Source organism: Streptomyces sp. SID5785 (assembly GCF_009870065.1).
In the GTDB taxonomy this organism is placed as follows: domain Bacteria; phylum Actinomycetota; class Actinomycetes; order Streptomycetales; family Streptomycetaceae; genus Streptomyces.
Map to the genome: position 1 here is coordinate 30,926 of NZ_WWIA01000258.1, position 20,843 is coordinate 51,768.

Consider the following 20,843-nt stretch of genomic DNA (forward strand, 5'->3'; position numbering starts at 1 on the left):
TCTTCAACGAGCGTTCTACGCGCGTTAATCTGCGGCGAAGCCAGCGCCGTCCGGACCGTCGTCGGTGCTTGTACCCAAGGAGCTCATCCCATGCGCCGCGTTTCCCGCATCGCGCTCGCAGGCACTGCGACCGTCGCCCTCGCCGCCTCCCTCACCGCCTGTGGCGGCACGTCCAGCGACGCCGCCGGCAAGGAGAACGGCGGCAAGTCCAAGGGCCTCGCCCTCGCGTACGACGTCGGTGGCCGCGGCGACCAGTCCTTCAACGACGCCGCGTACGCGGGCATGGTGAAGGCCGAGAAGGCGTTCGGCTACAAGGGCGAGGACCAGGAGCCGACCGACGGCGAGACGGACGCGGACAAGACCGCCCGCCTGGTCTCCCTCGCGAAGGCCGGCTACAACCCGGTCGTCGGTGTCGGCTTCGCGTACGCCCCGGCGGTGAAGGCGGCCGCCGCGAAGTACCCGAAGACCACCTTCGGCATCGTCGACGACTCGACGGTCCAGGCGAAGAACGTCGCGGACCTCGTCTTCAGCGAGCAGGAGGCCTCCTACCTCGCGGGTGTCGCCGCGGCCAAGGCGACCAAGTCGAACACCGTGGGCTTCGTGGGAGGCGTCGACGTCCCCCTGATCCACAAGTTCGAGGCGGGCTTCACGCAGGGCGCCCAGGACACGAACCCCAAGGTCAAGGTCGTCAAGCAGTACCTGAGCGAGACCGCGGAGGAGGGCGGCTTCTCCAGCCCGGACAAGGGCAAGACCGCCGCCGAGGCGCAGATCGAGAAGGGCGCCGACGTGGTCTACCACGCGGCGGGCCTGTCCGGTCAGGGCGTCATCGAGGCCGCCGCCGCCAAGAAGGTCTGGGCGATCGGCGTCGACTCGGACCAGTACAGCCAGAAGGCGCTGGCCAAGTACAAGGACAGCATCCTCACCTCGGCCACGAAGAACGTCGCGGAGGCCGTGTTCAACCTGGCCCAGTCGGTGCAGGACGGCAAGCCGGAGTCGGGCGTCGTCACCGGCGACCTGAAGTCGGGCGAGGTGGGTCTCGCGGACTCGAACCCGGAGTTCTCCGGTAACGATGAGATTCAGAAGGCGCTGAAGGCTGCCGAGACGGGCATCACCAGCGGCAAGATCAAGGTCAAGAGCAAGCCGTAACCTCGGGACACGAGTGGGGGACGGGGTGCGGGACGCCCCGGCGCGCACAGCGCCGGGACCGGTCCGTGCCCCGTTCGCGGCGGGCGGCGGAGGCCATCACCTCCCGGCGATTCGCCCGAATTGACCGGCTCGCGTCCACTTCGTACTGCCGTAGGGGCTCTACGCGTGTAGAAGGCCCCCTTCTCTCAGGAGAGTGCGCCATCAACGCGTCCAGCAGCCCGCCGGCCGTCGAACTGACCGGCATCACCAAACGCTTCCCCGGTGTCGTCGCCAACCACGACATCCACCTGACCGTCGTCAAGGGCACCGTGCACGCCCTCGTCGGCGAGAACGGGGCCGGCAAGTCGACCCTGATGAAGATCCTCTACGGCATGCAGAAGCCGGACGAGGGCACCATCGCGATCGACGGCGTGACCGTCACGTACGCCTCGCCCGCCGACGCCATCGCGCGCGGCATCGGCATGGTGCACCAGCACTTCATGCTCGCCGACAACCTCACGGTCCTCGAGAACGTGGTCCTCGGCAGCGAGAAGCTCTACGGCATCGGCGCCAGGGCCCGCCGCAAGATCCTCGAGATATCCGACCGGTACGGCCTCGGGGTCCGCCCCGACCTCCTCGTCGAGGACCTCGGCGTCGCCGACCGCCAGCGCGTCGAGATCCTCAAGGTCCTCTACCGCGGCGCCACCACCCTGATCCTCGACGAGCCGACCGCCGTGCTCGTCCCGCAGGAGGTCGACGCGCTCTTCGACAACCTGCGCGAGCTCAAGGCCGAGGGCCTGTCCGTCATCTTCATCTCGCACAAGCTCGGCGAGGTCCTCTCCGTCGCCGACGAGATCACCGTCATCCGGCGCGGCACCACCGTCGGCACCGCGGTCCCCGCGGAGACGACGCCCAAGCAGCTCGCCGAGCTGATGGTCGGCTCCGAACTGCCCACGCCGGAGACCGCCGAGTCCACCGTCACCGACCGGCCGGTGCTCACCGTCGACAGCCTCCGGCTCGATGCCGAGGGCGGCCGCCCGCTGCTCGACGACATCTCCTTCACTCTCCACGCCGGCGAGGTCCTCGGCCTCGCGGGTGTCGAGGGCAACGGCCAGACCGAGCTGATCGACGCGCTCATCGGCCTCAAGCACGCCGACTCCGGCACCATCGCGCTCGAGGCCGAGGAGATCACCGCCTGGGCCACCCGCAAGCGCCGCGAGCAGGGCATCGGGTACATCCCCGAGGACCGTCACCGGCACGGCCTGCTCCTGGAGTCGCCGCTCTGGGAGAACCGCATCCTCGGCCACGTCACCGAGAAGCCCAACGCGCGCGGCGTGCTCATCGACATCAAGGCGGCGCAGGCGGACACCCGCCGCATCGTCGAGGAGTACGACGTCCGTACGCCCGGCATCGACGTCACCGCCGCCTCCCTGTCCGGCGGCAACCAGCAGAAGCTGATCGTCGGCCGCGAGATGAGCCACAAGCCGCGCTTCCTCATCGCCGCGCACCCGACGCGCGGCGTCGACGTCGGCGCGCAGGCCCAGATCTGGGACCAGATCCGCGAGGCCCGCCGCGAGGGCCTGGCCGTCCTGCTGATCTCGGCGGACCTGGACGAGCTGATCGGCCTCTCGGACACCCTGCGCGTGATCTATCGCGGCAGGCTCGTCGCCGACGCCGACCCGGCCACCATCACGCCCGAGGAGCTGGGTTCGGCGATGACCGGCGCGGCCTCCGGCCACCTGGAACACGTAAGCGAAGACGCCGCCGAGGTGCCCGCGGCGCGGCAGGCGGAGGACGAGTCCTGATGGCGATGAAGAACAAGTTCGACAAGGAGCGGCTGCTCCTCGGTGTCTCGGGGCCGGTCATCGCCCTGCTGACCGCCGTCGTCCTCACCTCGGTGGTGCTGGTCGCCTCGGGCAAGAGCCCGATCGAGCCGTACAGCATCATGTTCGAGCAGGCGACCTTCTCCGACGTGCAGGTCCTGATCATCAACCAGGCCGGCATGTACTACCTCGCCGCGCTCGCGGTCGCCATCGGCTTCCGCATGAACCTCTTCAACATCGGTGTGGACGGCCAGTACCGGCTCGCCGCCGTCGTCGCCGCCATCGTCGGCGCGAAGGTGGCCCTGCCGGGCTTCGTGCAGATCCCGATGCTGATCCTCATCGCGATGCTCACCGGCGCCATGTGGGCCGGCATCGCGGGCATCCTCAAGGTGACCCGCGGCGTCAGCGAGGTCGTCGCGACGATCATGCTGAACTCGATCGCCTCCAGCCTCATCGGCTACCTCTACCTGCCCGAGGTCTTCGGCGTGCAGGTCGGCAACAACAAGACGACCGGCGTCATGCACGAGTCCGGCTGGTTCCCCGGGATCAACATGGGCGAGGGCGTCGGCGAGATCTACGGCTTCGTCGTCATCGCGGCGCTGCTCGGTGTCGCCTACTGGTTCGTGCTCAACCGCACCCGCTTCGGCTTCGACCTGCGCGCCACCGGCGCCTCCGAGTCCGCCGCGGCCGCCTCCGGCGTCGACGCCAAGCGCATGGTCCTCACCGCGATGCTCGTCTCGGGCGCGCTGGCCGGCCTCGCCGGGCTGCCGCTGCTGCTCGGCGACACCCACACGTACTCGCTCACCTTCCCGACCACGATCGGTTTCCAGGGCATCACCATCGCCCTGCTCGGCCGCAACTCGCCGGTCGGCATCGCCTTCGCCGCACTCCTCATCTCCTGGCTGGAGAAGGCCTCGCAGGAACTCGACCTGCAGGGCTACGACAAGGAGATCGCGGTGATCATGCAGGGCATCATCACGATCGCCGTCGTCGTCTCCTACGAGGCCGTACGCGTCTGGGGCCAGCGCCGCCAGCAGCGCCGGGTCGGCATCGAACTCGCCGTCGCCGCCGCCGAGAACACCACGGAACTGAAGAAGGAGGCGGCTGCCCGATGAGCACGACCACGGTCCTCGACAAGAAGCCCGCGTCGCAGCCCGCACCCGGCCGCCGACGCGTCTCCCTGCCCGTCCTGATGCTCGTCATCGCCGGTGTCCTCGCGCTGACCTCCCTGGTCCGCCTGATCACCGACGCCGACGGCATCACCAACGTCAGCCAGATGGCCACCGCCCTCCAGCTCGCCATCCCGATCGGGCTCGCCGGACTCGGCGGCCTGTGGGCGGAGCGGGCCGGCGTCGTCAACATCGGCCTCGAGGGCATGCTCATCCTCGGCACCTGGTTCGGCGCCTGGGCGGGCTACCAGTGGGGCCCCTGGGTCGGTGTCCTCGCGGGCATCCTCGGCGGTGCGCTCGGCGGACTGCTGCACGCCGTCGTCACGGTCACCTTCAACGTGAACCACATCGTCTCCGGTGTGGCCATCAACATCCTCGCGCTCGGCGTCACCCGCTACCTCTCCAACTTCGCGTTCGAGGGCGTCGAGGGCGGCACCACCAAGCAGTCGCCGCCCGTGGACTCGCTCGGCACGATCACCGTGCCGGGGCTCTCCGACTGGCTCACCACCCTGAACGAGAAACACTGGTTCCTGATCTCGGACATCGCCGGGCTCCTCGGCGGCCTGGTCACCAGCCTGTCGCCGCTCACGATCGTCGCCGTGGCGCTCGTGCCGTTCACCTGGTGGGTGCTGTGGCGCACGGCCTTCGGCCTGCGGCTGCGCTCCTGCGGCGAGAACCCCGTCGCCGCCGAGTCGCTCGGCGTCAACGTGATCAAGTACAAGTACCTGGCCGTCATCATCTCCGGCGGCCTGGCCGGCCTCGGCGGCGCCTTCCTGTCGATCGTCGCCAACCCCTTCTACCTGGAGGGGCAGACGGCCGGTAAGGGCTACATCGGTCTCGCCGCGATGATCTTCGGCAACTGGATGCCGGGCGGACTCGCCCTCGGCGCCGGTCTGTTCGGCTACACCGACAGCCTCAAGCTGCGCGGCGGCACCGAGAACGTCCACGCGCTGCTCCTCCTCGTGGCCCTCCTCCTGGTCATCGCCGCGATCTGGACCCTCGTCAGGAAGAAGTACGTCGCCGGTGTCGTCTGCGCCGTCGCCGCCGCCGGGATGGCAGCCTGGTACGCCACGACGGACGACGTGCCGACCCAGCTCGTCACCGCCACCCCGTACATCGTCACGCTGCTCGTCCTGTCCTTCTCGGCCCAGCGCCTGCGCATGCCGAAGGCCGACGGCCAGCCCTACCGGAAGGGCCAGGGCAAGTGACCAGCCACGCCGACCCGGCCGACGCCGTCGACTGGGAGGCCCTGCGCGAGGCCGCACGCGAGGCGATGTCCCGCGCGTACGCCCCGTACTCGGGCTTCCCCGTCGGCGCGGCGGCCCGGGTCGCCGACGGCCGCACCGTGTCCGGCTGCAACGTGGAGAACGCCTCGTACGGCATCGGGCTGTGCGCCGAGTGCGGGCTCGTCTCCCAGCTGCAGCTGACCGGCGGCGGCCGGCTGACCCACTTCACGTGCGTCGACGGCAAGGGCGAGCTGCTCATGCCGTGCGGCCGCTGCCGCCAGCTGCTCTACGAGTTCGGCGGCAAGGAGCTCCTCCTGGAGACGGCGTCGGGGGTGCGCCCGCTCGGGGAGCTGCTCCCGGACGCCTTCGGGCCGGAGCACCTGGACGCGTAGCGACCGGGCGCGCCAACGCCGAGAGGGTCCCGCCGAGTTGGCGGGGCCCTCTTCTCTCCCCGGTGTCTATGCGCGTAGAGTCGGCGGGGCCCAGCGCACGCGGGCCGCGCCGGAACCGGCCGGAACTGGAAGGAACGCCATGGACGTCATCTCCGTCATCCGTACCAAGCGGGACCGGGGCCGCCTCACCGACGAGCAGATCGACTGGGTCGTCGGCGCCTACACGCGCGGCGACGTCGCCGACGAGCAGATGTCGGCCCTCGCCATGGCGATCTTCCTCAACGGGATGGACCGCGCGGAGATCGCCCGCTGGACCGCCGCGATGATCGACTCGGGCGAGCGGATGGACTTCTCCACCCTGTCCCGGCCCACCGCCGACAAGCACTCCACCGGCGGTGTCGGCGACAAGATCACGCTGCCGCTCGCCCCGCTCGTCGCCGCGTGCGGCGCCGCCGTGCCCCAGCTGTCCGGGCGCGGCCTCGGCCACACCGGCGGCACGCTCGACAAGCTCGAGGCGGTGCCCGGCTGGCGCGCGGACCTCGACAACGCGCAGATGATGCGCACCCTCGAGGACGTCGGGGCCGTCGTCTGCGCCCCGGGCAGCGGCCTCGCCCCCGCCGACAAGAAGCTCTACGCCCTGCGCGACGTCACCGCGACCGTCGAGTGCATCCCGCTCATCGCCTCCTCGATCATGTCGAAGAAGATCGCCGAGGGCACCGGTTCGCTGGTCCTCGACGTGAAGGTCGGCTCCGGTGCCTTCATGAAGGACATCGGCGCGGCCCGCGAGCTCGCCCGCACGATGGTGGGCCTCGGCGCCGACCACGGGCTGCCCACCGTCGCCCTCCTGACCGACATGGACACTCCGCTCGGGCTCACCGCGGGCAACGCGCTCGAGGTGCGCGAGTCCGTCGAGGTGCTGGCCGGCGGCGGCCCCGCGGACGTGGTCGAACTGACCCTGGCGCTGGCCCGCGAGATGCTCGACGCCGCGGGCCTCAAGGACGCCGACCCCGCCGAGGCGCTCGCCGACGGCTCGGCGATGGACGCGTGGCGGCGGATGATCGCCGCGCAGGGCGGCGACCCGGCGGCGGCGCTGCCCACGGCCCGCGAGACCCACGTGGTGACGGCCCGCGCGTCCGGGGTGCTGACCCGGCTCGACGCGCTGGGCGTCGGCCTCGCCGCCTGGCGCCTCGGGGCGGGCCGGGCCCGCAAGGAGGACCCGGTGCAGGCGGCGGCCGGGGTCGAACTCCACGCGAAGCCGGGGGACTCGGTGTTCGCGGGCCAGGCCCTGATGACCCTGCACACGGACACGCCCGAGCGGTTCGGATACGCCCTGGAGGCGCTGGACGGGGCGTACGACGTCGCACCGGCCGGCACGCCCTTCACGGCCCCGTCGATCGTGCGGGAACGTATCGCCTGACCTGCGATGTCCTCGTCCGGGTGAACGGGATCGGTGGACCGCCACCGGTCTCGTTCGGCGTGCTGGTATCGGTGACGCACCGACAAGGAGACCGCCATGAGCGCACTGACGGCGACCCCTCGACCGCCGACGGCTCAGCCCAACAGGGCCGCCACCACCACGAGCACCGGCACCGACGCCATCGTCGACAGCAGGATCGACTCCCGGGCCAGCCGCTCGCCCACCTCGTAACGGCTCGCGTAGGTGAAGAGGTTCTGCGCGGCCGGGAGCGCGGAGGTCACCACCACGTCGAGCAGCCGCTCCCCGCTCAGCCCGAAGACGAACACCGCGAGCGCCCAGGACGCGACGGGCTGGCCCACGGACTTGAGCGCCGCTGACAGCAGGACGGGCGTCCGGTCCGCTCCCGGCCCGCCCGGCCAGGAACTGCCGCACAGCGAGATGCCGAAGGCGATCAGGATCGCCGGCACCGACATGTTCGCGATGAGTTCCAGCGGGTCGAACACCGGCGACGGCACCGTCCAGCCCGTCGCCGAGACCACGACCCCCGCGAGCGCCCCGATCGCGATGGGGTTCCGGAACGGGGTGAGCACCCGCTGCCACCAGGTCTGCCGCGTCCCGGACGCCTGGGCGAGGTCGAGGACGGTCAGCGCGACCGGCGTCACCACGATCTGCTGGAACAGCAGCACGGGCGCCACGAGGGACGCGTCCCCGAGCACGTACACGGCGATCGGGATGCCCAGGTTCCCCGAGTTGACGTAGCTGGAGCACAGCGCGCCGATCGTGGTGCGGCCCACGCCCCAGCCGCGGACGACCGCCACGGCCACGAAGACCCCGGCGACCGCCAGCGTCGACAGGGCCGTGACGAGCAGGCTCGGCGAGAGGATCAGCGACAGGTCGGCCTTCGCGAGCATCGTGAACAGCAGCGCGGGCGTCGCCACATGGAAGGCGAGCTTGGTGAGCACCTCACGGCCGGACGGGCCCAGATACCCCTTGCGGCCGATGAGATAGCCGACACCGATGACGACGGCGATGACCGCGAACCCGTTCAGAACCCCTTGCACGGGCTCCACCCTCGGGCGCGCGGGAACCGCCGGTCAACAGTGATCCACTCCGACGTGACGCGGCACACGCCGCGTGTCCGCGTGCCGCCGATGAGTTCCGCGCGGCCGCGCGGTCATGACTACGTGGCTGCTTCATCGAATCCTGGTGTCGTGGTGCTCGCCGGGCCGATCCGCGCCGGTGACGCACCACAGCTCTGCGACCGTGTCCGCACCGCCCTGGGCGGGGCCCCCGCGGACGCGGGGGTGCGCACGGTCGTGTGCGACGTCTCCGCCGTGACGAGCACCGACCTCGCCACGCTGGACGCGCTCGCCCGGATGCAGCTCGCCGCGCGGCGGGCCGGCGGACGGATACGCCTGCGCGATCCGTCCCCCCGCCTCGCGCTCCTGCTCGGCATCACCGGCTTCGACGGGGTGCTGGCCGCCGAGGGCCGGGCCGGCCCCGGCTCAGGCGTCCAGGTGCTCGGGGACCCCGAAGAGCGGGAACCACCGCTTGCCGAGGTCCAGGAAACAGTGGAATCCGGCGATCCGGCCCTCTGAGATCTCCAGGACCTGGATGGCCCACGGCGTGTAACCGCCGTGCTCCGGATCGGGCTTGTAGTGGGCGAACGCGGGCGTCCCGTTCGCCGAGACCGGCAGCAGCCGCGAGTTCTCGCACTCGTGGCCGATCGTGAGCATGAAGCCCGTGATGTCGTCCGTGCCGCGCAGCCAGAGGTCGAACGGCGGCATCGTCATGACGGCGTCCTCGGCGAGGAGCTCCGTCAGCGCCTTCATGTCGTAGCCCTCGAAGGCCGTGACATAGCGCTCGAGGAGCTTCTGCTGCTCGTCGTCGAGCGGGTCCGCCGTCGCCGAGTCGGCGGGCGGGGCCTCCGCCAGCGTCGCCCGCGCCCGCTGAAGCGCGCTGTTCACCGACGCGACCGTCGTGTCCAGCAGCTCGGCGACCTCGCTCGCCTTCCACGCGAGGACCTCGCGCAGGAGGAGCACCACCCGCTGCTTCGGCGGCAGTTGCTGCAGGGCCGCGACGAACGCGAGCCGCACGGACTCCTTCGCGACCGCGGCCTCCGCCGGGTCGTGCACGGTCGGCAGGACGCGGGCGTCGGGCATCGGCTCCAGCCACACATTGTCCGGGCGCGGGGTCAGGGCGGCCTGCGCGAGCGGGGCCGCGGCGGTCAGGTCCATCGGACGGGCCCGCTTGTTGCCCGCGTTCAGCAGATCCAGGCAGACGTTCGTCGCGATGCGGTAGAGCCAGGAGCGCAGCGAGGAGCGGCCCTCGAACTTGTCGAAGCTGCGCCAGGCGCGCACCATCGTGTCCTGCACGGCGTCCTCGGCCTCGAACGCCGATCCCAGCATCCGGTAGCAGTACCCGGTCAGCTCGACCCGGTGCTTCTCCAGGTCCTCGAGTCCCGGCTGTGTCGCGGTGTCGCTCATCGTCCCCACGCCCCCATAGCGGCTGTGACTACCCACACATCTCCAGCACTTCGAAAGCTACCGCAGCCCACTGACAATGGCCCCCGGACCCGCAAAACGCGCAGGTCCGAGGGCCGTTGTGGGAACGCCGGGGACGGGTGGGGTGCCAGGGACGGGTGGGGCGCCTGGGACGGGTGGCGCGCCCGGACTCAGTGGGCGGTCACCGTGCGTCGCGCAGCCGGGGCGGTCCGTCGCTGCGACCGGGCCGCGTACGTCCCCCACAGAGTCAGGGAGACGACGCCGAGCACGGCCACGAAGCCGAGGCCGACCGTGCCGGCCCAGCCCTCGGCGTGGAAGGCCAGGGCGCCGACGGCCGAGCCGACGCTGGAGCCCACGTAGTAGGCGGACTGGTACAGCGCGGACGCCTGTGCGCGGCCGTGCGTCGCGGTGTGGCTGACCGAGGACGAGGCCGTCGCGTGCCCGGCGAAGAACCCGGCCGTGATCAGCACCAGCCCGAGCAGGACGACGGGGAAGAGCGGGACGAGCGCGAGCAGCAGGCCCGTCATCGTCGTGCCGGCGGCCAGGTACAGGGTGCCGCGCCGGCCGAGCCGCGCGACGAGCCGGCCGGCCGCCGCCGAGGACAGCGTGCCGACGAGGTACACGAGGAAGATCGAGCCGACGACGCCCTGCGGGAGCGAGAACGGGGCGGCGCTCAGCCGGTAGCCGATCACGGTGTAGACCGCGCCGAACACCGTCATGAACAGGGCGCCGATCACGTACAGGCGGCGCAGCAGCGGGTTGCCGAGGTGGCCGGCGACCGTGCGGGCCAGGGCGCGCGGGCGCAGCGAGCCGGGCACGAAGTGCCGCGGCGCGGGCAGCAGCAGCCGGAACGCGACGGCGCACACCACGGCCATGACCCCGATGACGCCGACGGCCGCGCGCCAGCCCCAGGCCTGGGCGATCCAGCCGCCCACGACCCGGCCGCTCATGCCGCCGATGGAGTTGCCCGCGACGAACAGTCCGATGGCCCCGACCAGTGCCTTCGGCCGCACCTCCTCCGCCAGGTACGCCATCGCGGAGGCGGGCAGCCCGGCCAGCGCGGCGCCCTGCAGAGCGCGCAGCGCGATCAGGACGCCGAGCGACGGCGCGAAGGGGACCAGCAGCCCGACCGCGACGGCCACCGCCAGTGAGGCCGTCATCACCGCGCGCCGCCCGAACCGCTCGGACAGGGCACTCAGCGGCAGCACGCACACCGCGAGCGCGAAGGTCGCCCCGGACACGGTCCAGCTCGCGGTGCTCGCGCTCGCGCCGAAGTCCGCGGAGACGAGGGGCAGCAGGGCCTGGGTGGAGTAGAGGAGCGCGAAGGTGGCGACGCCGGCGAGGAACAGCGCGAGGCTCATCCGGCGGTAGCCGGGGCCGCCCGGCGTCATACGGGTGTCGCGCGGGCCGGTGTCGTCGGACGCGGCCGGAGCGGGCGCAGGGGCGGACGGCGCGGAGGGTGCGGGGAGAGCGGGGGCGGCGACCGCGGGGGTGGCGGCCGCCTGGCTACTGGCAGGAGGCATGCCCCGAACGTAGGCCGACCTCGACTGATGCGTCCAATGCATGAACCGTCCATAATCGTTCCCATGCAGCATGAGCACAGGTCGGGGCCGCGCCTGTCACTTCTCGGTGACACAGAAGACATGGTCACGTTGCTCGCGCCGCGGCTGGCGTACTTCGCCGCCGTGGCCCGCACCGAGCACGTGACGCGCGCCGCGCAGGAGCTGGACGTCCCGCAGTCCACGCTGTCGCGCGCGCTGGCCCGGCTCGAACGGGACCTGGGCGTCGACCTGTTCGCCCGCCACGGCCGCACCGTGTCCCTCACCCCGGCGGGCCGCACCTTCCTCGGCTCCGTCGAGCGCGCGCTCGGCGAGGTCGGCAAGGCCGCCGAGTCCGTCCGGGCCGACGCCGACCCGGAGTCCGGCAAGGTCGCCTTCGGCTTCCTGCACACGATGGGCACCGAGACCGTGCCCGGCCTGATCCGCGCCTTCCGCGCCGACCACCCGCGCATCCGCTTCAGTCTCGTGCAGAACTACGGCGAGGCGATGCTGGAGCGGCTGCGGGCCGGCGAGCTCGACCTGTGCCTGACCTCCCCGGTGCCGGACGCGCCCGGACTCGTCGCCCGCCGCCTCGACGAGCAGCGGCTGCGTCTGGTCGTCCCGGAGGACCACCGGCTCGCCGCCCGCAAGCGGATCCGGCTCGCCGAGGCCGCCGACGAGACCTTCGTGACCCTCGAACCGGGCTACGGGCTGCGCCGCATCACCGACGACCTGTGCGCCGAGGCCGGGTTCACGCCCCGCGTCGCGTTCGAGGGCGAGGAGGCGGAGACGCTGCGGGGCCTGGTCGCGGCGGGCCTCGGCGTCGCGCTCCTGCCGCCGCCCGCGGTGCCGCGCCCCGGTGTCGTGGAGCTGGCGGTGACGGGGCAGCGCGCGGTGCGCGAGATCGGCGTGGCCTGGCTGGAGGGTCACCCGGACACACCGCCGGTCGCAGCGTTCAAGCGGTTCCTGCTGTCGCGCCGCGGCCGGCTGCTCCCGGAGCAGGCGGCCCCGGAGTAGCCGTTTGCCGCGCCCCGGCAGACTGCGGGGCGCGAGCGGTGCCCGGAGCCGACCTGGCTGCGCGGCGGCGCACGGTGCAGGCTTGTGCGCAGGGGCGGGACGGAACGGTACGGACGGGGTGGGGTGCGGCAGATGCCGGAGTCGGGGCGTACGGGTCCTGCGGGGCCGGGGGAGAGCGGCCGGGGCGAGGCGCCCGCGCACGTCGCGTACCGGGCGGGGCATGCCAGGCGGCTCGCCCGCAGCACGTACATCGGCACGCTGCTCGTGCTGCTCGGCGCGGTCCTGTTCGCCCTGATCGTGCCGGCCGAGGCGGACAACCGCGCCTACGCGGCCGCCCCGGACTGTCCCGCGGGCACCACCCGCGCCGACACCTGCCGGGTGAGCGCGGAGGCGACCGTGCGGCGCAAGGACCGCGACACCAGCGGCAGGAGCACCAAGTACTACCTGGTCCTCGACGACCGGGGCACGGGCGCGGAGCACCGCGTCCGGCTGCCGTCCGGCACGGCCCTCTACGCCGGGGTCCGGCCCGGCGACCGGGTCACGGCCACGTACTGGCGCGACACGGTCCGTGAGGTGCGCCGCGGGGAGCACTCCGCGACGGCCCGCCTCTCGCCGGCCCACGACGGGCGGCTGCCCGGCGCGTTCGCCGTCGTCCTGCTCGCCTTCGGGCTCGGGACGCTCTGGTACGCCTGGTTCCTGCGCCACCGGCCGGACGTCCCGGGGGAGGCCCTGTCCCCGGCCGCACCCGTCGGCATGATCGCGGGGGCGCTCGTGGGCGGGACGGGCTTTCCCGTGGTGCTCCTCGCGGCCGACGACGTCTGGTCGGGCCTGGAGTTCACCGCGTGGTCCGTGCTCGGCGCACTGCCGCTGTCCGCGCTCCTGTCGTGGTGGGTCGTGCACCGCATGCGCCGCGGCGCCGCGCGTCTCGTCCCCGCCCCGCTCGTCCGCCGCAGGGTGCTCACCGCCGTGGTGCACGGTGACGTCCCGTACAGCAGGGCCGGGTACGGCCACCTCGTCGCCGGTGAGGGACCGCCCGCCGTCACCACGGACCCCGCCGGGCGCGTGGCACTGATCCCGCTGCCGCCGACCCTGCGCGTGCGGCGGGTGCGCGAACTCCTGCGCGGCGACCCGCCGTTCGCCCCGCCGCGGCGCGGTGAGTACGTGGTCGTCATCGAGTGCGTGGACGGCGACCGGACGGTCCTCGTGCTGGCGGGGAAGAAGGACGCGCCGTTCGTGCTGGGGGCGCTGCACGCCCTGGGCGGCGACTGAGGCGGTCCCGGCCCCGGATCATCGCGGTAGCGTCCGGCCGAAACCCGCCGCCAGCGGCATCCGCAGTCCGATGGGTGGCGGCGCGGCCAGGGCGTCCCGGAGCGGACGGGAGAAGGGCCGGGCGAAGAGCGTCCCGAGCGTGAAGTCCACCGCGAGGGCGGCGACTTCGGAGCGGTGCTGGTGCAGGGCGTGCCCGTCCGAGTGGACCTCGAAGCGGCACACGTCGCGGTTGGCCTTCTTGGCGCGCCCGGCGAGCCGGAAGGACAACTCCGGGTCGGTGCGCCGGTCGTCGGTGCCGTGCACGATCAGGACGTGCCGGCCGGCGAGCTGCTTCACCGGTTCGGGCGGCGCCGCGACGTCGTCCTCGGGCAGCCAGGGGGCCAGGGCGAGCACGGAGTTGACGGCGGTGTGGCCGGCGGCGTGCAGAGCGGCGCGCGCCCCCATGCCGACGCCGACGAGGCAGACCGGTACGTCGCCGTAGCGGCGCACCACCTCGTCGGCGGCCCAGCGCGCGTCGCGGACCAGTTCGGCCTGTGCGCCGTTCCAGCCGCGGCCGCGGTAGTGCACGGCGTGCGTGACCAGGCCCTCGTCGCGGCCCGCGCGGGTGAGTCTGCGGGCCAGCGGGCGCAGGGCCGTGGCGGCCAGCGGTGAGGGTCTGCGGGTGGAGTGCTCCTCGCCGGAGGGCAGCAGCAGCGCCACCCCTCCCACCGCTCCGGGCACGGGCCCGGCCGCCTTGCCGAGCCTGGCCGCGCGGTCCTGCGTCGCTTCCTGCTGCATGACAGAACAGTGTCAGAAGCGCCGATGGACGCGACCCGTCCACCGGGTCACTGTTACGTATCGACGGATCGTTTTCCGTCGCCGCACCGGTGCAGTCTACGCGCGTAGGCGTTAGGGTGCGGCAATGACGAGCCAGACGACCGTGCACCCCGACCGACTCCGGGTCCCGAGCCCGGACCAGATCCGCCGCGCTCCCAAGGTGCTGCTCCACGACCACCTCGACGGTGGCCTGCGCCCCGGCACGATCGTCGACCTGGCCGGCGAGCAGGGCTACACGAACCTGCCGGAGACCGACCCCGACAAGCTCGGCGTCTGGTTCCGCGACGCGGCCGACTCGGGCTCGCTGGAGCGCTACCTGGAGACGTTCTCGCACACCTGTGCCGTCATGCAGACCGAGGAGGCGCTGTTCCGCGTCGCCGCCGAAAGCGCCGAGGACCTCGCCGAGGACGGCGTCGTCTACGCGGAGATCCGGTACGCCCCCGAGCAGCACCTCGAGAAGGGCCTCAGCCTCGAACAGGTCGTCGAGGCGGTCAACGCCGGCTTCCGGGAGGGCGAGCGGCGCGCGAAGGAGAGCGGCCACCGCATCCGGGTCGGCGCCCTGCTCACCGCCATGCGGCACGCGGCCCGCGCCCTGGAGATCGCCGAACTGGCCAACCGCTACCGGGACTCGGGCGTGGTCGGATTCGACATCGCGGGCGCCGAGGCCGGCTACCCGCCCACCCGGCACCTCGACGCGTTCGAGTACCTCAAGCGCGAGAACAACCACTTCACGATCCACGCGGGCGAGGCGTTCGGTCTCCCGTCGATCTGGCAGGCCCTGCAGTGGTGCGGTGCCGACCGGCTCGGCCACGGCGTGCGCATCATCGACGACATCGTCACGGACGGCGGGGACGGCACGGTCACGCTCGGCCGCCTCGCCTCGTACGTGCGCGACAAGCGCATCCCGCTCGAGATGTGCCCGTCGTCCAACCTCCAGACGGGCGCGGCGAGTTCGATCGCCGAGCACCCGATCGGGCTGCTGCGCGAGCTGCGGTTCCGGGTGACGGTGAACACGGACAACCGGCTGATGTCGGGGACGTCGATGAGCCGTGAGTTCGCCCTGCTGGTCGAGGCCTTCGGGTACTCCCTCACCGACCTCGAGTGGTTCACGGTGAACGCCCTCAAGTCGGCCTTCATCCCGTTCGACGAACGGCTCGCGATGATCAACGACGTGGTGAAGCCGCGCTACGCCGAACTGCGCTCGGAGTGGCTGTTCCGGTAGACCGGAATGGTTGATTCCGGTCAACACCAGGTTGACGACTGAGTAACTCCACAGTGGCCCCCGGTGTTTGCCGAGAACCGACCCATTCCCAAGGAACCAGGAACAAGGGACCCATGAAGCAGTCTGCTGTGAAGACCCTCGGTGTCGCCGCTCTCGGTGCCGCCTTCGCCGCCGCCGGTGCCGGTGCCGCGAACGCCGCCCCGGCCGTCCCGGACGCCGCTGGGGCCCTCGGCTCCGTCAGCTCGATCGTTCCGGTCGAGCAGGCGGCGAGCACCCTGCCGGCCGGTACCCCGCAGGCCGTCAGCGCCGCGCAGAGCGCCGTGGGCAGCGGTGTCGCCGCCGCCCAGCCGGCCGTCGCCAAGCTCGCCGACGGCGGCGACCCGGTCTCGGGCCTGCTCGGCGGCCTGCCGACGCAGGGCCTGCCCACCCAGGGCCTGCCGCTCGGCTGACCCGGCCCGCACGCCCGAAGGGGCGCACCCCGCGATCCGCGGAGTGCGCCCCTTCGGCGTCGTCGGTGGGTGAGGCGGTCACCAGGCCTGGCGGACCCGGCCCTCGCTCGGCAGCAGCACCCACAGGGCGATGTAGAGCAGGAACTGCGGGCCGGGCAGCAGACAGGACAGCAGGAAGATCACGCGCATCGTGGTCGCGGAGGTGCCGAAGCGCCGTGCCAGCGCTGCGCACACTCCGCCGATCATCCGTCCGTTCGTGGGGCGGGCCAGGGCGGTCATGGTGGGCTCCTTCGCGAACCGTGGATCGTGGACGTGTGGTGCTTACGTCTTCGACCGTACGGTCACGAAGCGGGTGAAACGTCACCTCACGGGGCGATGCCGACCCTGGGAATCGTCGGGGTCGGACCCTGAGCCGGCTCGTCCGCGGGGAGGGGCGCACCCCCGGACCCGCGGCGGAGCCGGGCCCGCACCGCGGGCACCACGGCCACGTGCGCGAGCGCGACGCCCACCGTGTTGAGCAGCAGCGAGTCCACGTCCACGACCTGCCCCGGCACCCCGGTCTGCAGCAGCTCGATGCCGAGCGAGATCAGCGCGCCCGCCGCGACCGTACGCACCAGCGAACCCCACGCCGAGACCTGGAGCCGCCCGCCGGCCAGCGGCAGCAGCACCCCGAGCGGGGCGAGCAGCAGCAGACCCCCGCCGATCCGCCGCCCGCCGGTACGCCAGCCGAGCTCCAGATCGGCCCGGATCCCGGCCAGCGGATGCAGATTCGCGGCGCTCACCCAGGGCACGTCCAGCGGCCGCAGCGTGAACCACGCGACGAGTAGGAGATGTCCGGCGAGGACGACGAGTCCCGCCGTACGGAAGTGGGCCGCGGCCCTGTGGCCGCCCGGGCGATGGTGCTGCACGCCCCCCAAGACGCCGCCCGCGGGAGAATCGGTTCCGGTGGATTCCGGATGACTCGCGTCACCCCACGGTTTCGGCCGGGGCCGGGATCAGCCCTGGCCGCGCCTTCACCGCGTCCGAGCACTCGTAGCTGCGCAGCGCGTCGTCACCGGGCCCGCCGAGCACCACGTGATCGCCGTCCTCGGCGGTCACCTTGCTGTTCGCGAACGTGCACACGATCTGCGCGAGCGCGTAGGGGGACAGGTCGTCCGGCGGCGTGTTCAGCCGCAGCGCGTCGGCCGGATCGTCCTTCTGCGGGCCCGCCACGCGGGTCCGCGCGGCCACGTCCGTCGAGTACCCGGCCCGCGACTCCGCCGCCGACGGCCTGCGGGACAGCTCGGCGAGGAGCTCGCGCGCGACCGCCACCCGGTCCGAGGAGCCGCGCCGCTCCAGCGTCACCGTGCGGTCCACCGTCACCAGCTGCGACGTGCACACGAGGTACACCTGCACGGCGAACTCGGCGCCCGCCCGCGTCCCCACCTCCTCGGTGCCGTCGGGCGACGACAGCGAACAGCCCACCCGGGTCGGCGCCCCGCCGAAGTCCGTCGGCACCTCCGTCGAGCGGATCCCGCAGCCGGCCAGCAGCACCGCCGCCAGCACGGACAGGCCCACCGTCCGCACTCCGCGCCTCACCGGCCGCCACCGCCTTCCCGGGAGCTGCGGCGGTGCGGGGCGTCCGCGGTGTCCGCGTCCTGCGCGGCCTCGTCCGCCTGTGTCTGCGGATCGTCGCCGCGCGGCAGCCGCAGTGTGAACACGGCACCTCCGTCGGGGGAGTTGGCCGCGGTGATCTCGCCGCCGTGGATGTGGGCGTTCTCCAGCGCGATGGACAGGCCGAGCCCGCTGCCCTCCGAGCGCGGCCGGGACGCGCTGGCCTTGTAGAACCGGTCGAAGACGTGCGGCAGCACGTCCTCGGGGATGCCGGGCCCGTGGTCGCGTACGGCGATGACCAGGTCGGAGCCCTCGCCGCGGGGTTCCGTGCGCACCGAGACCCGCACGGGGGAGCCGCCGTGCTTGAGCGCGTTGCCGATCAGGTTGGCGAGGATCACGTCGAGGCGGCGCGGGTCGAGCCGGGCCGTCATGCCCCGCTCGGCGTCCAGCTCGACGGCGTCCAGCCAGGCGCGGGCGTCGATGCACGCCGTGATCTGGTCGGCGATGTCGAGGTCGTCCAGGACGAGCCGGGCGGTGCCCGCGTCGAAGCGGGTGACCTCCATCAGATTCTCGACCAGGTCGTTCAGCCGCCGGGTCTCGCTGACCACGAGCCGCACCGCGGGCTCGATCATCGGGTCCACCGAGCCGGTCTCCGCGTCGAGCTCCTCCTCCAGGACCTCGGTCACCGCGGTGATCGCGGTCAGCGGAGTGCGCAGCTCGTGCGACATGTCGGCGACGAACCGCCGCGAGGCCTCCTCACGGGCGCTCATGTCGGCGACCTTCTTCTCCAGGCTCTCCGCCGTCCGGTTGAACGTCCGCGACAGGTCGGCCAGTTCGTCCGTGCCCGACACCCGCAGCCGGGTGTCCAGCTTGCCCTCGCCGAGCCGGCGCGCGGCCACCCCGAGCCGGTGCACCGGCTTGAGCACCGTCGCCGCGGCGGCCTGCGCGAGCAGCGCCGAACCGATCAGCGCGAGTCCCGTCGCGATCCCCAGCGACCAGGCCAGCGAGTTGAGGTCCTTGGCCTCGGGCTCCAGCGACTTGAGCATGTATCCGGCCGGACCGCCGTTCACCCGCGCGCCGCCCACCAGGTACGGCGTGCCGTCCTGCGTGATCCGCTGCCAGTACAGGTGGTACGAGGCCTCGTTGCTGTCGGTGACCTTCTGCTTCTCGTTGACCGCCTTGCGCAGCGAGGCCGGCACGTCGGCGGGCGTGAAGGCGTCCAGGTCGGAGTTGCCCACGACCGTGCGGCCGTTCTCGTCGGTGGCGGTGAGCAGCACGCTGAAGTGCTGACTGCTGTCGGCCATCAGGTTCGCCGCGTGCTGCAGCTCGCCCTGCGTGGGGTGCTCGGGCAGCACCGCCGCCCGGTTCTGCATCTCCTGCCGGAAGTCGCTCAGCGCCGAGTCCTGGGTCCGGGTCAGCACCGCCTCGCGGTTCAGCCAGTACGCGATCCCGGACGCCGACACCGCGGCGGTCAGCGCCACGAGCGCGAACACGACGACCAGGCGCAGCCGCAGACTCGTGAAGCGCAGGGCCTTCTTGGCGCCGGCGAGCCCGCCGGGCGTGTGGTGCGGATCGGTCACTGAGGCGAGTCCAGCCGGTAGCCGACGCCCCGCACGGTACGGATCAGGGTCGGCGACGACGGCACGTCCTCGACCTTCGCGCGCAGCCGCTGCACACACGCGTCGACCAGCCGCGAGTCACCGAGGTAGTCGTGCTCCCACACAAGCCGCAGCAGCTGCTGGCGGGACAGCGCCTGCCCCGGCCGCCGGCTCAGCTCGAGGAGCAGCCGCAGCTCGGTCGGCGTGAGCTGGAGGTCCTCGCCGTTCTTCGTGACGGTCATCGCGGCCCGGTCGATCACCAGCGAACCGAACGACGCCGCGTCGTTGGCCTCGCGCTCGCCGCGCCGCAGCACCGCCCGGATCCGGGCGTCGAGCACCCGCCCCTGCACCGGTTTCACCACGTAGTCGTCGGCACCGGACTCCAGCCCGACCACGACGTCGATGTCGTCACTGCGCGCGGTGAGCAGGATGATCGGCAACTGGTCGGTGCGCCGGATGCGCCGGCACACCTCGAATCCGTCGATGCCCGGCAGCATCACGTCAAGGACGATCAGGTCCGGCCGCTGCTCGCGCAACAGCTTCAGACCGTCCTCGCCGGTGGCAGCGGTGGCCACCCGATGGCCCTGGCGCGTAAGAGACAGCTCCAGGGCCGTGCGGATGGCGTCGTCGTCCTCGATCAGCAACAGGGAAGGCACGAGCGCCATTCTGGCCCATCACTGGCCTTTAGTTCGACCGTGGGACCGGTCCCACACATGACCCGCACCGCCCGGAGCCCTGTGACAGGCCTGTGACAGTCGACGGACACGGCCATGAAATGGCCCGGGCAAGCTTTTCGACATCGCAAGGAAGCGAGCTCGGGAAACGGACTCCACGACGGGGGGCGCAAGATGAACACGCTGCACAGCACCACCTCAAGCGCAGTTGTCACGCGTCTTCACGACGTCACGGTCCGCACCGAGCGGCACGAGAAGTCCGGTGCCGTGAGCGGGCGGGGGTGCGCTCGCGGCACCGGGCGTCAGCACCCGGGTTACATGACGGTGGTTGACGCACCGGCGGTTCCCGAGGGGGGAACTCACGGGGGAGTTCACGGGGGAGCAGCGTACGGAGAGGGCTCGGGGGAGCGGCACGTCTCCTTGTCGGAGGCCGAGTTCACGGCCTACGTCCAGGAGCGTCGCGCCTCTCTGTACGCCACCGCCTACCACCTGACCGGTGACCGGTTCGAGGCCGAGGACCTGCTGCAGAGCGCCCTCTTCTCCACGTACCGGGCCTGGGACCGGATCAGCGACAAGGCCGCGGTCGGGGGCTACCTCCGCCGCACCATGACCAATCTGCACATCAGCGCGTGGCGCCGCCGCAAGCTGAACGAGTACCCGACCGAGGAGCTGCCGGAGACGGTCGGCGACACGGACGCGATGCGCGGCACCGAGCTGCGGGCCGTGCTGTGGCAGGCGCTGGCGCGGCTGCCCGAACTGCAGCGCACGATGCTCGTGCTGCGCTACTACGAGGGCCGTACCGACCCGGAGATCGCGGAGATCCTCGACATCAGCGTCGGCACGGTCAAGTCCAGCATCTGGCGGTCGCTGCGGCGGCTGCGTGATGACGAGGTCCTGAGCTTCGGCCGGGACCTGGAGGAGTCCTTCGGCGAGCTGGTCGCCTAGGCCCTCCGGGGGGAACGGGGGCCCCGCTCGGGGGAGCGGGGTGTGGATCGGGGGGATCGCGGCGGG

The 20,843-nt window shown here is 72.2% G+C and carries 21 protein-coding genes; 12 read left to right on the top strand and 9 right to left on the bottom strand.

Features of this window, described 5'->3' with window-relative positions; genetic code table 11:
• Nucleotides 1-90: 90 nt before the first annotated feature.
• The 6 genes from GTW43_RS07930 to GTW43_RS07955 all read left to right on the top strand — a co-directional run bounded on the left by GTW43_RS07930 (nt 91) and on the right by GTW43_RS07955 (nt 7,152).
• Complete coding sequence (locus tag GTW43_RS07930) at nt 91-1,146, top strand: BMP family ABC transporter substrate-binding protein (RefSeq protein ID WP_161300922.1); 1,056 nt, start codon at nt 91-93, stop codon at nt 1,144-1,146.
• Nucleotides 1,147-1,346: 200 nt separating this feature from the next.
• A complete protein-coding gene (locus GTW43_RS07935; RefSeq protein WP_161300943.1) occupies nt 1,347-2,930 on the top strand; it encodes an ABC transporter ATP-binding protein in 1,584 nt (527 codons plus the stop codon).
• A 5-nt stretch (nt 2,931-2,935) separates the two neighbouring features.
• Nucleotides 2,936-4,063, top strand: coding sequence for an ABC transporter permease (locus GTW43_RS07940; RefSeq protein WP_161300944.1), 1,128 nt, complete (start codon nt 2,936-2,938; stop codon nt 4,061-4,063).
• The gene (locus tag GTW43_RS37880; RefSeq protein ID WP_161300923.1) at nt 4,060-5,325 is read left to right on the top strand and encodes an ABC transporter permease; all 1,266 of its coding nucleotides are present in this window, start codon (nt 4,060-4,062) and stop codon (nt 5,323-5,325) included. Before GTW43_RS07940 ends, GTW43_RS37880 begins: the two co-directional genes overlap by 4 nt.
• Nucleotides 5,322-5,735: a cytidine deaminase gene (locus GTW43_RS37885; protein WP_161300924.1), complete on the top strand. Its 414-nt coding sequence runs from the start codon at nt 5,322-5,324 to the stop codon at nt 5,733-5,735. Before GTW43_RS37880 ends, GTW43_RS37885 begins: the two co-directional genes overlap by 4 nt.
• Before the next feature lie 139 nt (nt 5,736-5,874).
• Complete coding sequence (locus GTW43_RS07955; RefSeq protein ID WP_161300925.1) at nt 5,875-7,152, top strand: thymidine phosphorylase; 1,278 nt, start codon at nt 5,875-5,877, stop codon at nt 7,150-7,152.
• A gap of 134 nt (nt 7,153-7,286) precedes the next feature.
• Here GTW43_RS07955 and GTW43_RS07960 read toward each other — a convergent pair whose 3' ends face one another.
• Nucleotides 7,287-8,213, bottom strand: a complete 927-nt coding sequence (locus tag GTW43_RS07960) for an AEC family transporter (RefSeq protein ID WP_161300926.1) — start codon at nt 8,211-8,213, stop codon at nt 7,287-7,289.
• Between the two features lie 123 nt (nt 8,214-8,336).
• On the opposite strand from GTW43_RS07960, the gene GTW43_RS07965 reads away from it, so the two are divergent.
• The gene (locus GTW43_RS07965) at nt 8,337-8,750 is read left to right on the top strand and encodes an STAS domain-containing protein (protein ID WP_343245935.1); all 414 of its coding nucleotides are present in this window, start codon (nt 8,337-8,339) and stop codon (nt 8,748-8,750) included.
• Here the strand turns inward: GTW43_RS07965 and GTW43_RS07970 are convergent.
• On the bottom strand, nt 8,658-9,638 hold the full coding sequence (locus tag GTW43_RS07970) for a sigma-70 family RNA polymerase sigma factor (protein WP_161300928.1): 981 nt from the start codon (nt 9,636-9,638) through the stop codon (nt 8,658-8,660). The two genes, GTW43_RS07965 and GTW43_RS07970, sit on opposite strands and share 93 nt — an antisense overlap.
• Before the next feature lie 188 nt (nt 9,639-9,826).
• Complete coding sequence (locus GTW43_RS07975; protein ID WP_161300929.1) at nt 9,827-11,179, bottom strand: MFS transporter; 1,353 nt, start codon at nt 11,177-11,179, stop codon at nt 9,827-9,829.
• Nucleotides 11,180-11,242: 63 nt separating this feature from the next.
• Here GTW43_RS07975 and GTW43_RS07980 point away from each other — a divergent pair, with 63 nt between their 5' ends.
• Together GTW43_RS07980 and GTW43_RS07985 are read left to right on the top strand one after the other, a co-directional pair.
• The gene (locus tag GTW43_RS07980; RefSeq protein ID WP_161300930.1) at nt 11,243-12,211 is read left to right on the top strand and encodes a LysR family transcriptional regulator; all 969 of its coding nucleotides are present in this window, start codon (nt 11,243-11,245) and stop codon (nt 12,209-12,211) included.
• A gap of 132 nt (nt 12,212-12,343) precedes the next feature.
• Nucleotides 12,344-13,480 carry a hypothetical protein gene (locus GTW43_RS07985; protein ID WP_161300931.1) on the top strand — a complete coding sequence of 379 codons (1,137 nt, stop codon included), beginning with the start codon at nt 12,344-12,346 and terminating at the stop codon, nt 13,478-13,480.
• 18 nt (nt 13,481-13,498) lie between these two features.
• On the opposite strand, the gene GTW43_RS07990 is transcribed toward GTW43_RS07985, so the two are convergent.
• Nucleotides 13,499-14,257, bottom strand: coding sequence for an alpha/beta hydrolase (locus GTW43_RS07990; RefSeq protein ID WP_161300932.1), 759 nt, complete (start codon nt 14,255-14,257; stop codon nt 13,499-13,501).
• Between the two features lie 124 nt (nt 14,258-14,381).
• On the opposite strand from GTW43_RS07990, the gene GTW43_RS07995 reads away from it, so the two are divergent.
• Both GTW43_RS07995 and GTW43_RS08000 read left to right on the top strand, forming a co-directional pair.
• Complete coding sequence (locus GTW43_RS07995; RefSeq protein WP_161300933.1) at nt 14,382-15,518, top strand: adenosine deaminase; 1,137 nt, start codon at nt 14,382-14,384, stop codon at nt 15,516-15,518.
• 113 nt (nt 15,519-15,631) lie between these two features.
• Entirely contained in the window at nt 15,632-15,967 is a 336-nt protein-coding gene (locus tag GTW43_RS08000) for an ATP-binding protein (protein ID WP_161300934.1), read from the top strand.
• Between the two features lie 78 nt (nt 15,968-16,045).
• On the opposite strand, the gene GTW43_RS08005 is transcribed toward GTW43_RS08000, so the two are convergent.
• From GTW43_RS08005 to afsQ1, 5 genes are all read right to left on the bottom strand, one after another.
• Nucleotides 16,046-16,246: a PspC domain-containing protein gene (locus GTW43_RS08005; protein WP_161300935.1), complete on the bottom strand. Its 201-nt coding sequence runs from the start codon at nt 16,244-16,246 to the stop codon at nt 16,046-16,048.
• Between the two features lie 86 nt (nt 16,247-16,332).
• The gene (locus tag GTW43_RS08010) at nt 16,333-16,875 is read right to left on the bottom strand and encodes a VanZ family protein (RefSeq protein ID WP_161300936.1); all 543 of its coding nucleotides are present in this window, start codon (nt 16,873-16,875) and stop codon (nt 16,333-16,335) included.
• A gap of 58 nt (nt 16,876-16,933) precedes the next feature.
• Nucleotides 16,934-17,545: a hypothetical protein gene (locus GTW43_RS08015; RefSeq protein WP_161300937.1), complete on the bottom strand. Its 612-nt coding sequence runs from the start codon at nt 17,543-17,545 to the stop codon at nt 16,934-16,936.
• A complete protein-coding gene (locus GTW43_RS08020; protein ID WP_161300938.1) occupies nt 17,542-19,140 on the bottom strand; it encodes a HAMP domain-containing sensor histidine kinase in 1,599 nt (532 codons plus the stop codon). Before GTW43_RS08020 ends, GTW43_RS08015 begins: the two co-directional genes overlap by 4 nt.
• Nucleotides 19,137-19,814 carry a two-component system response regulator AfsQ1 gene (afsQ1, locus tag GTW43_RS08025; protein ID WP_161300939.1) on the bottom strand — a complete coding sequence of 226 codons (678 nt, stop codon included), beginning with the start codon at nt 19,812-19,814 and terminating at the stop codon, nt 19,137-19,139. The genes GTW43_RS08020 and afsQ1 overlap by 4 nt, the downstream gene beginning before the upstream one ends.
• Before the next feature lie 192 nt (nt 19,815-20,006).
• Between afsQ1 and GTW43_RS08030 the strand changes: the two genes are divergently transcribed.
• Nucleotides 20,007-20,777 carry a SigE family RNA polymerase sigma factor gene (locus GTW43_RS08030; protein ID WP_161300940.1) on the top strand — a complete coding sequence of 257 codons (771 nt, stop codon included), beginning with the start codon at nt 20,007-20,009 and terminating at the stop codon, nt 20,775-20,777.
• Nucleotides 20,778-20,843: the final 66 nt, after the last annotated feature.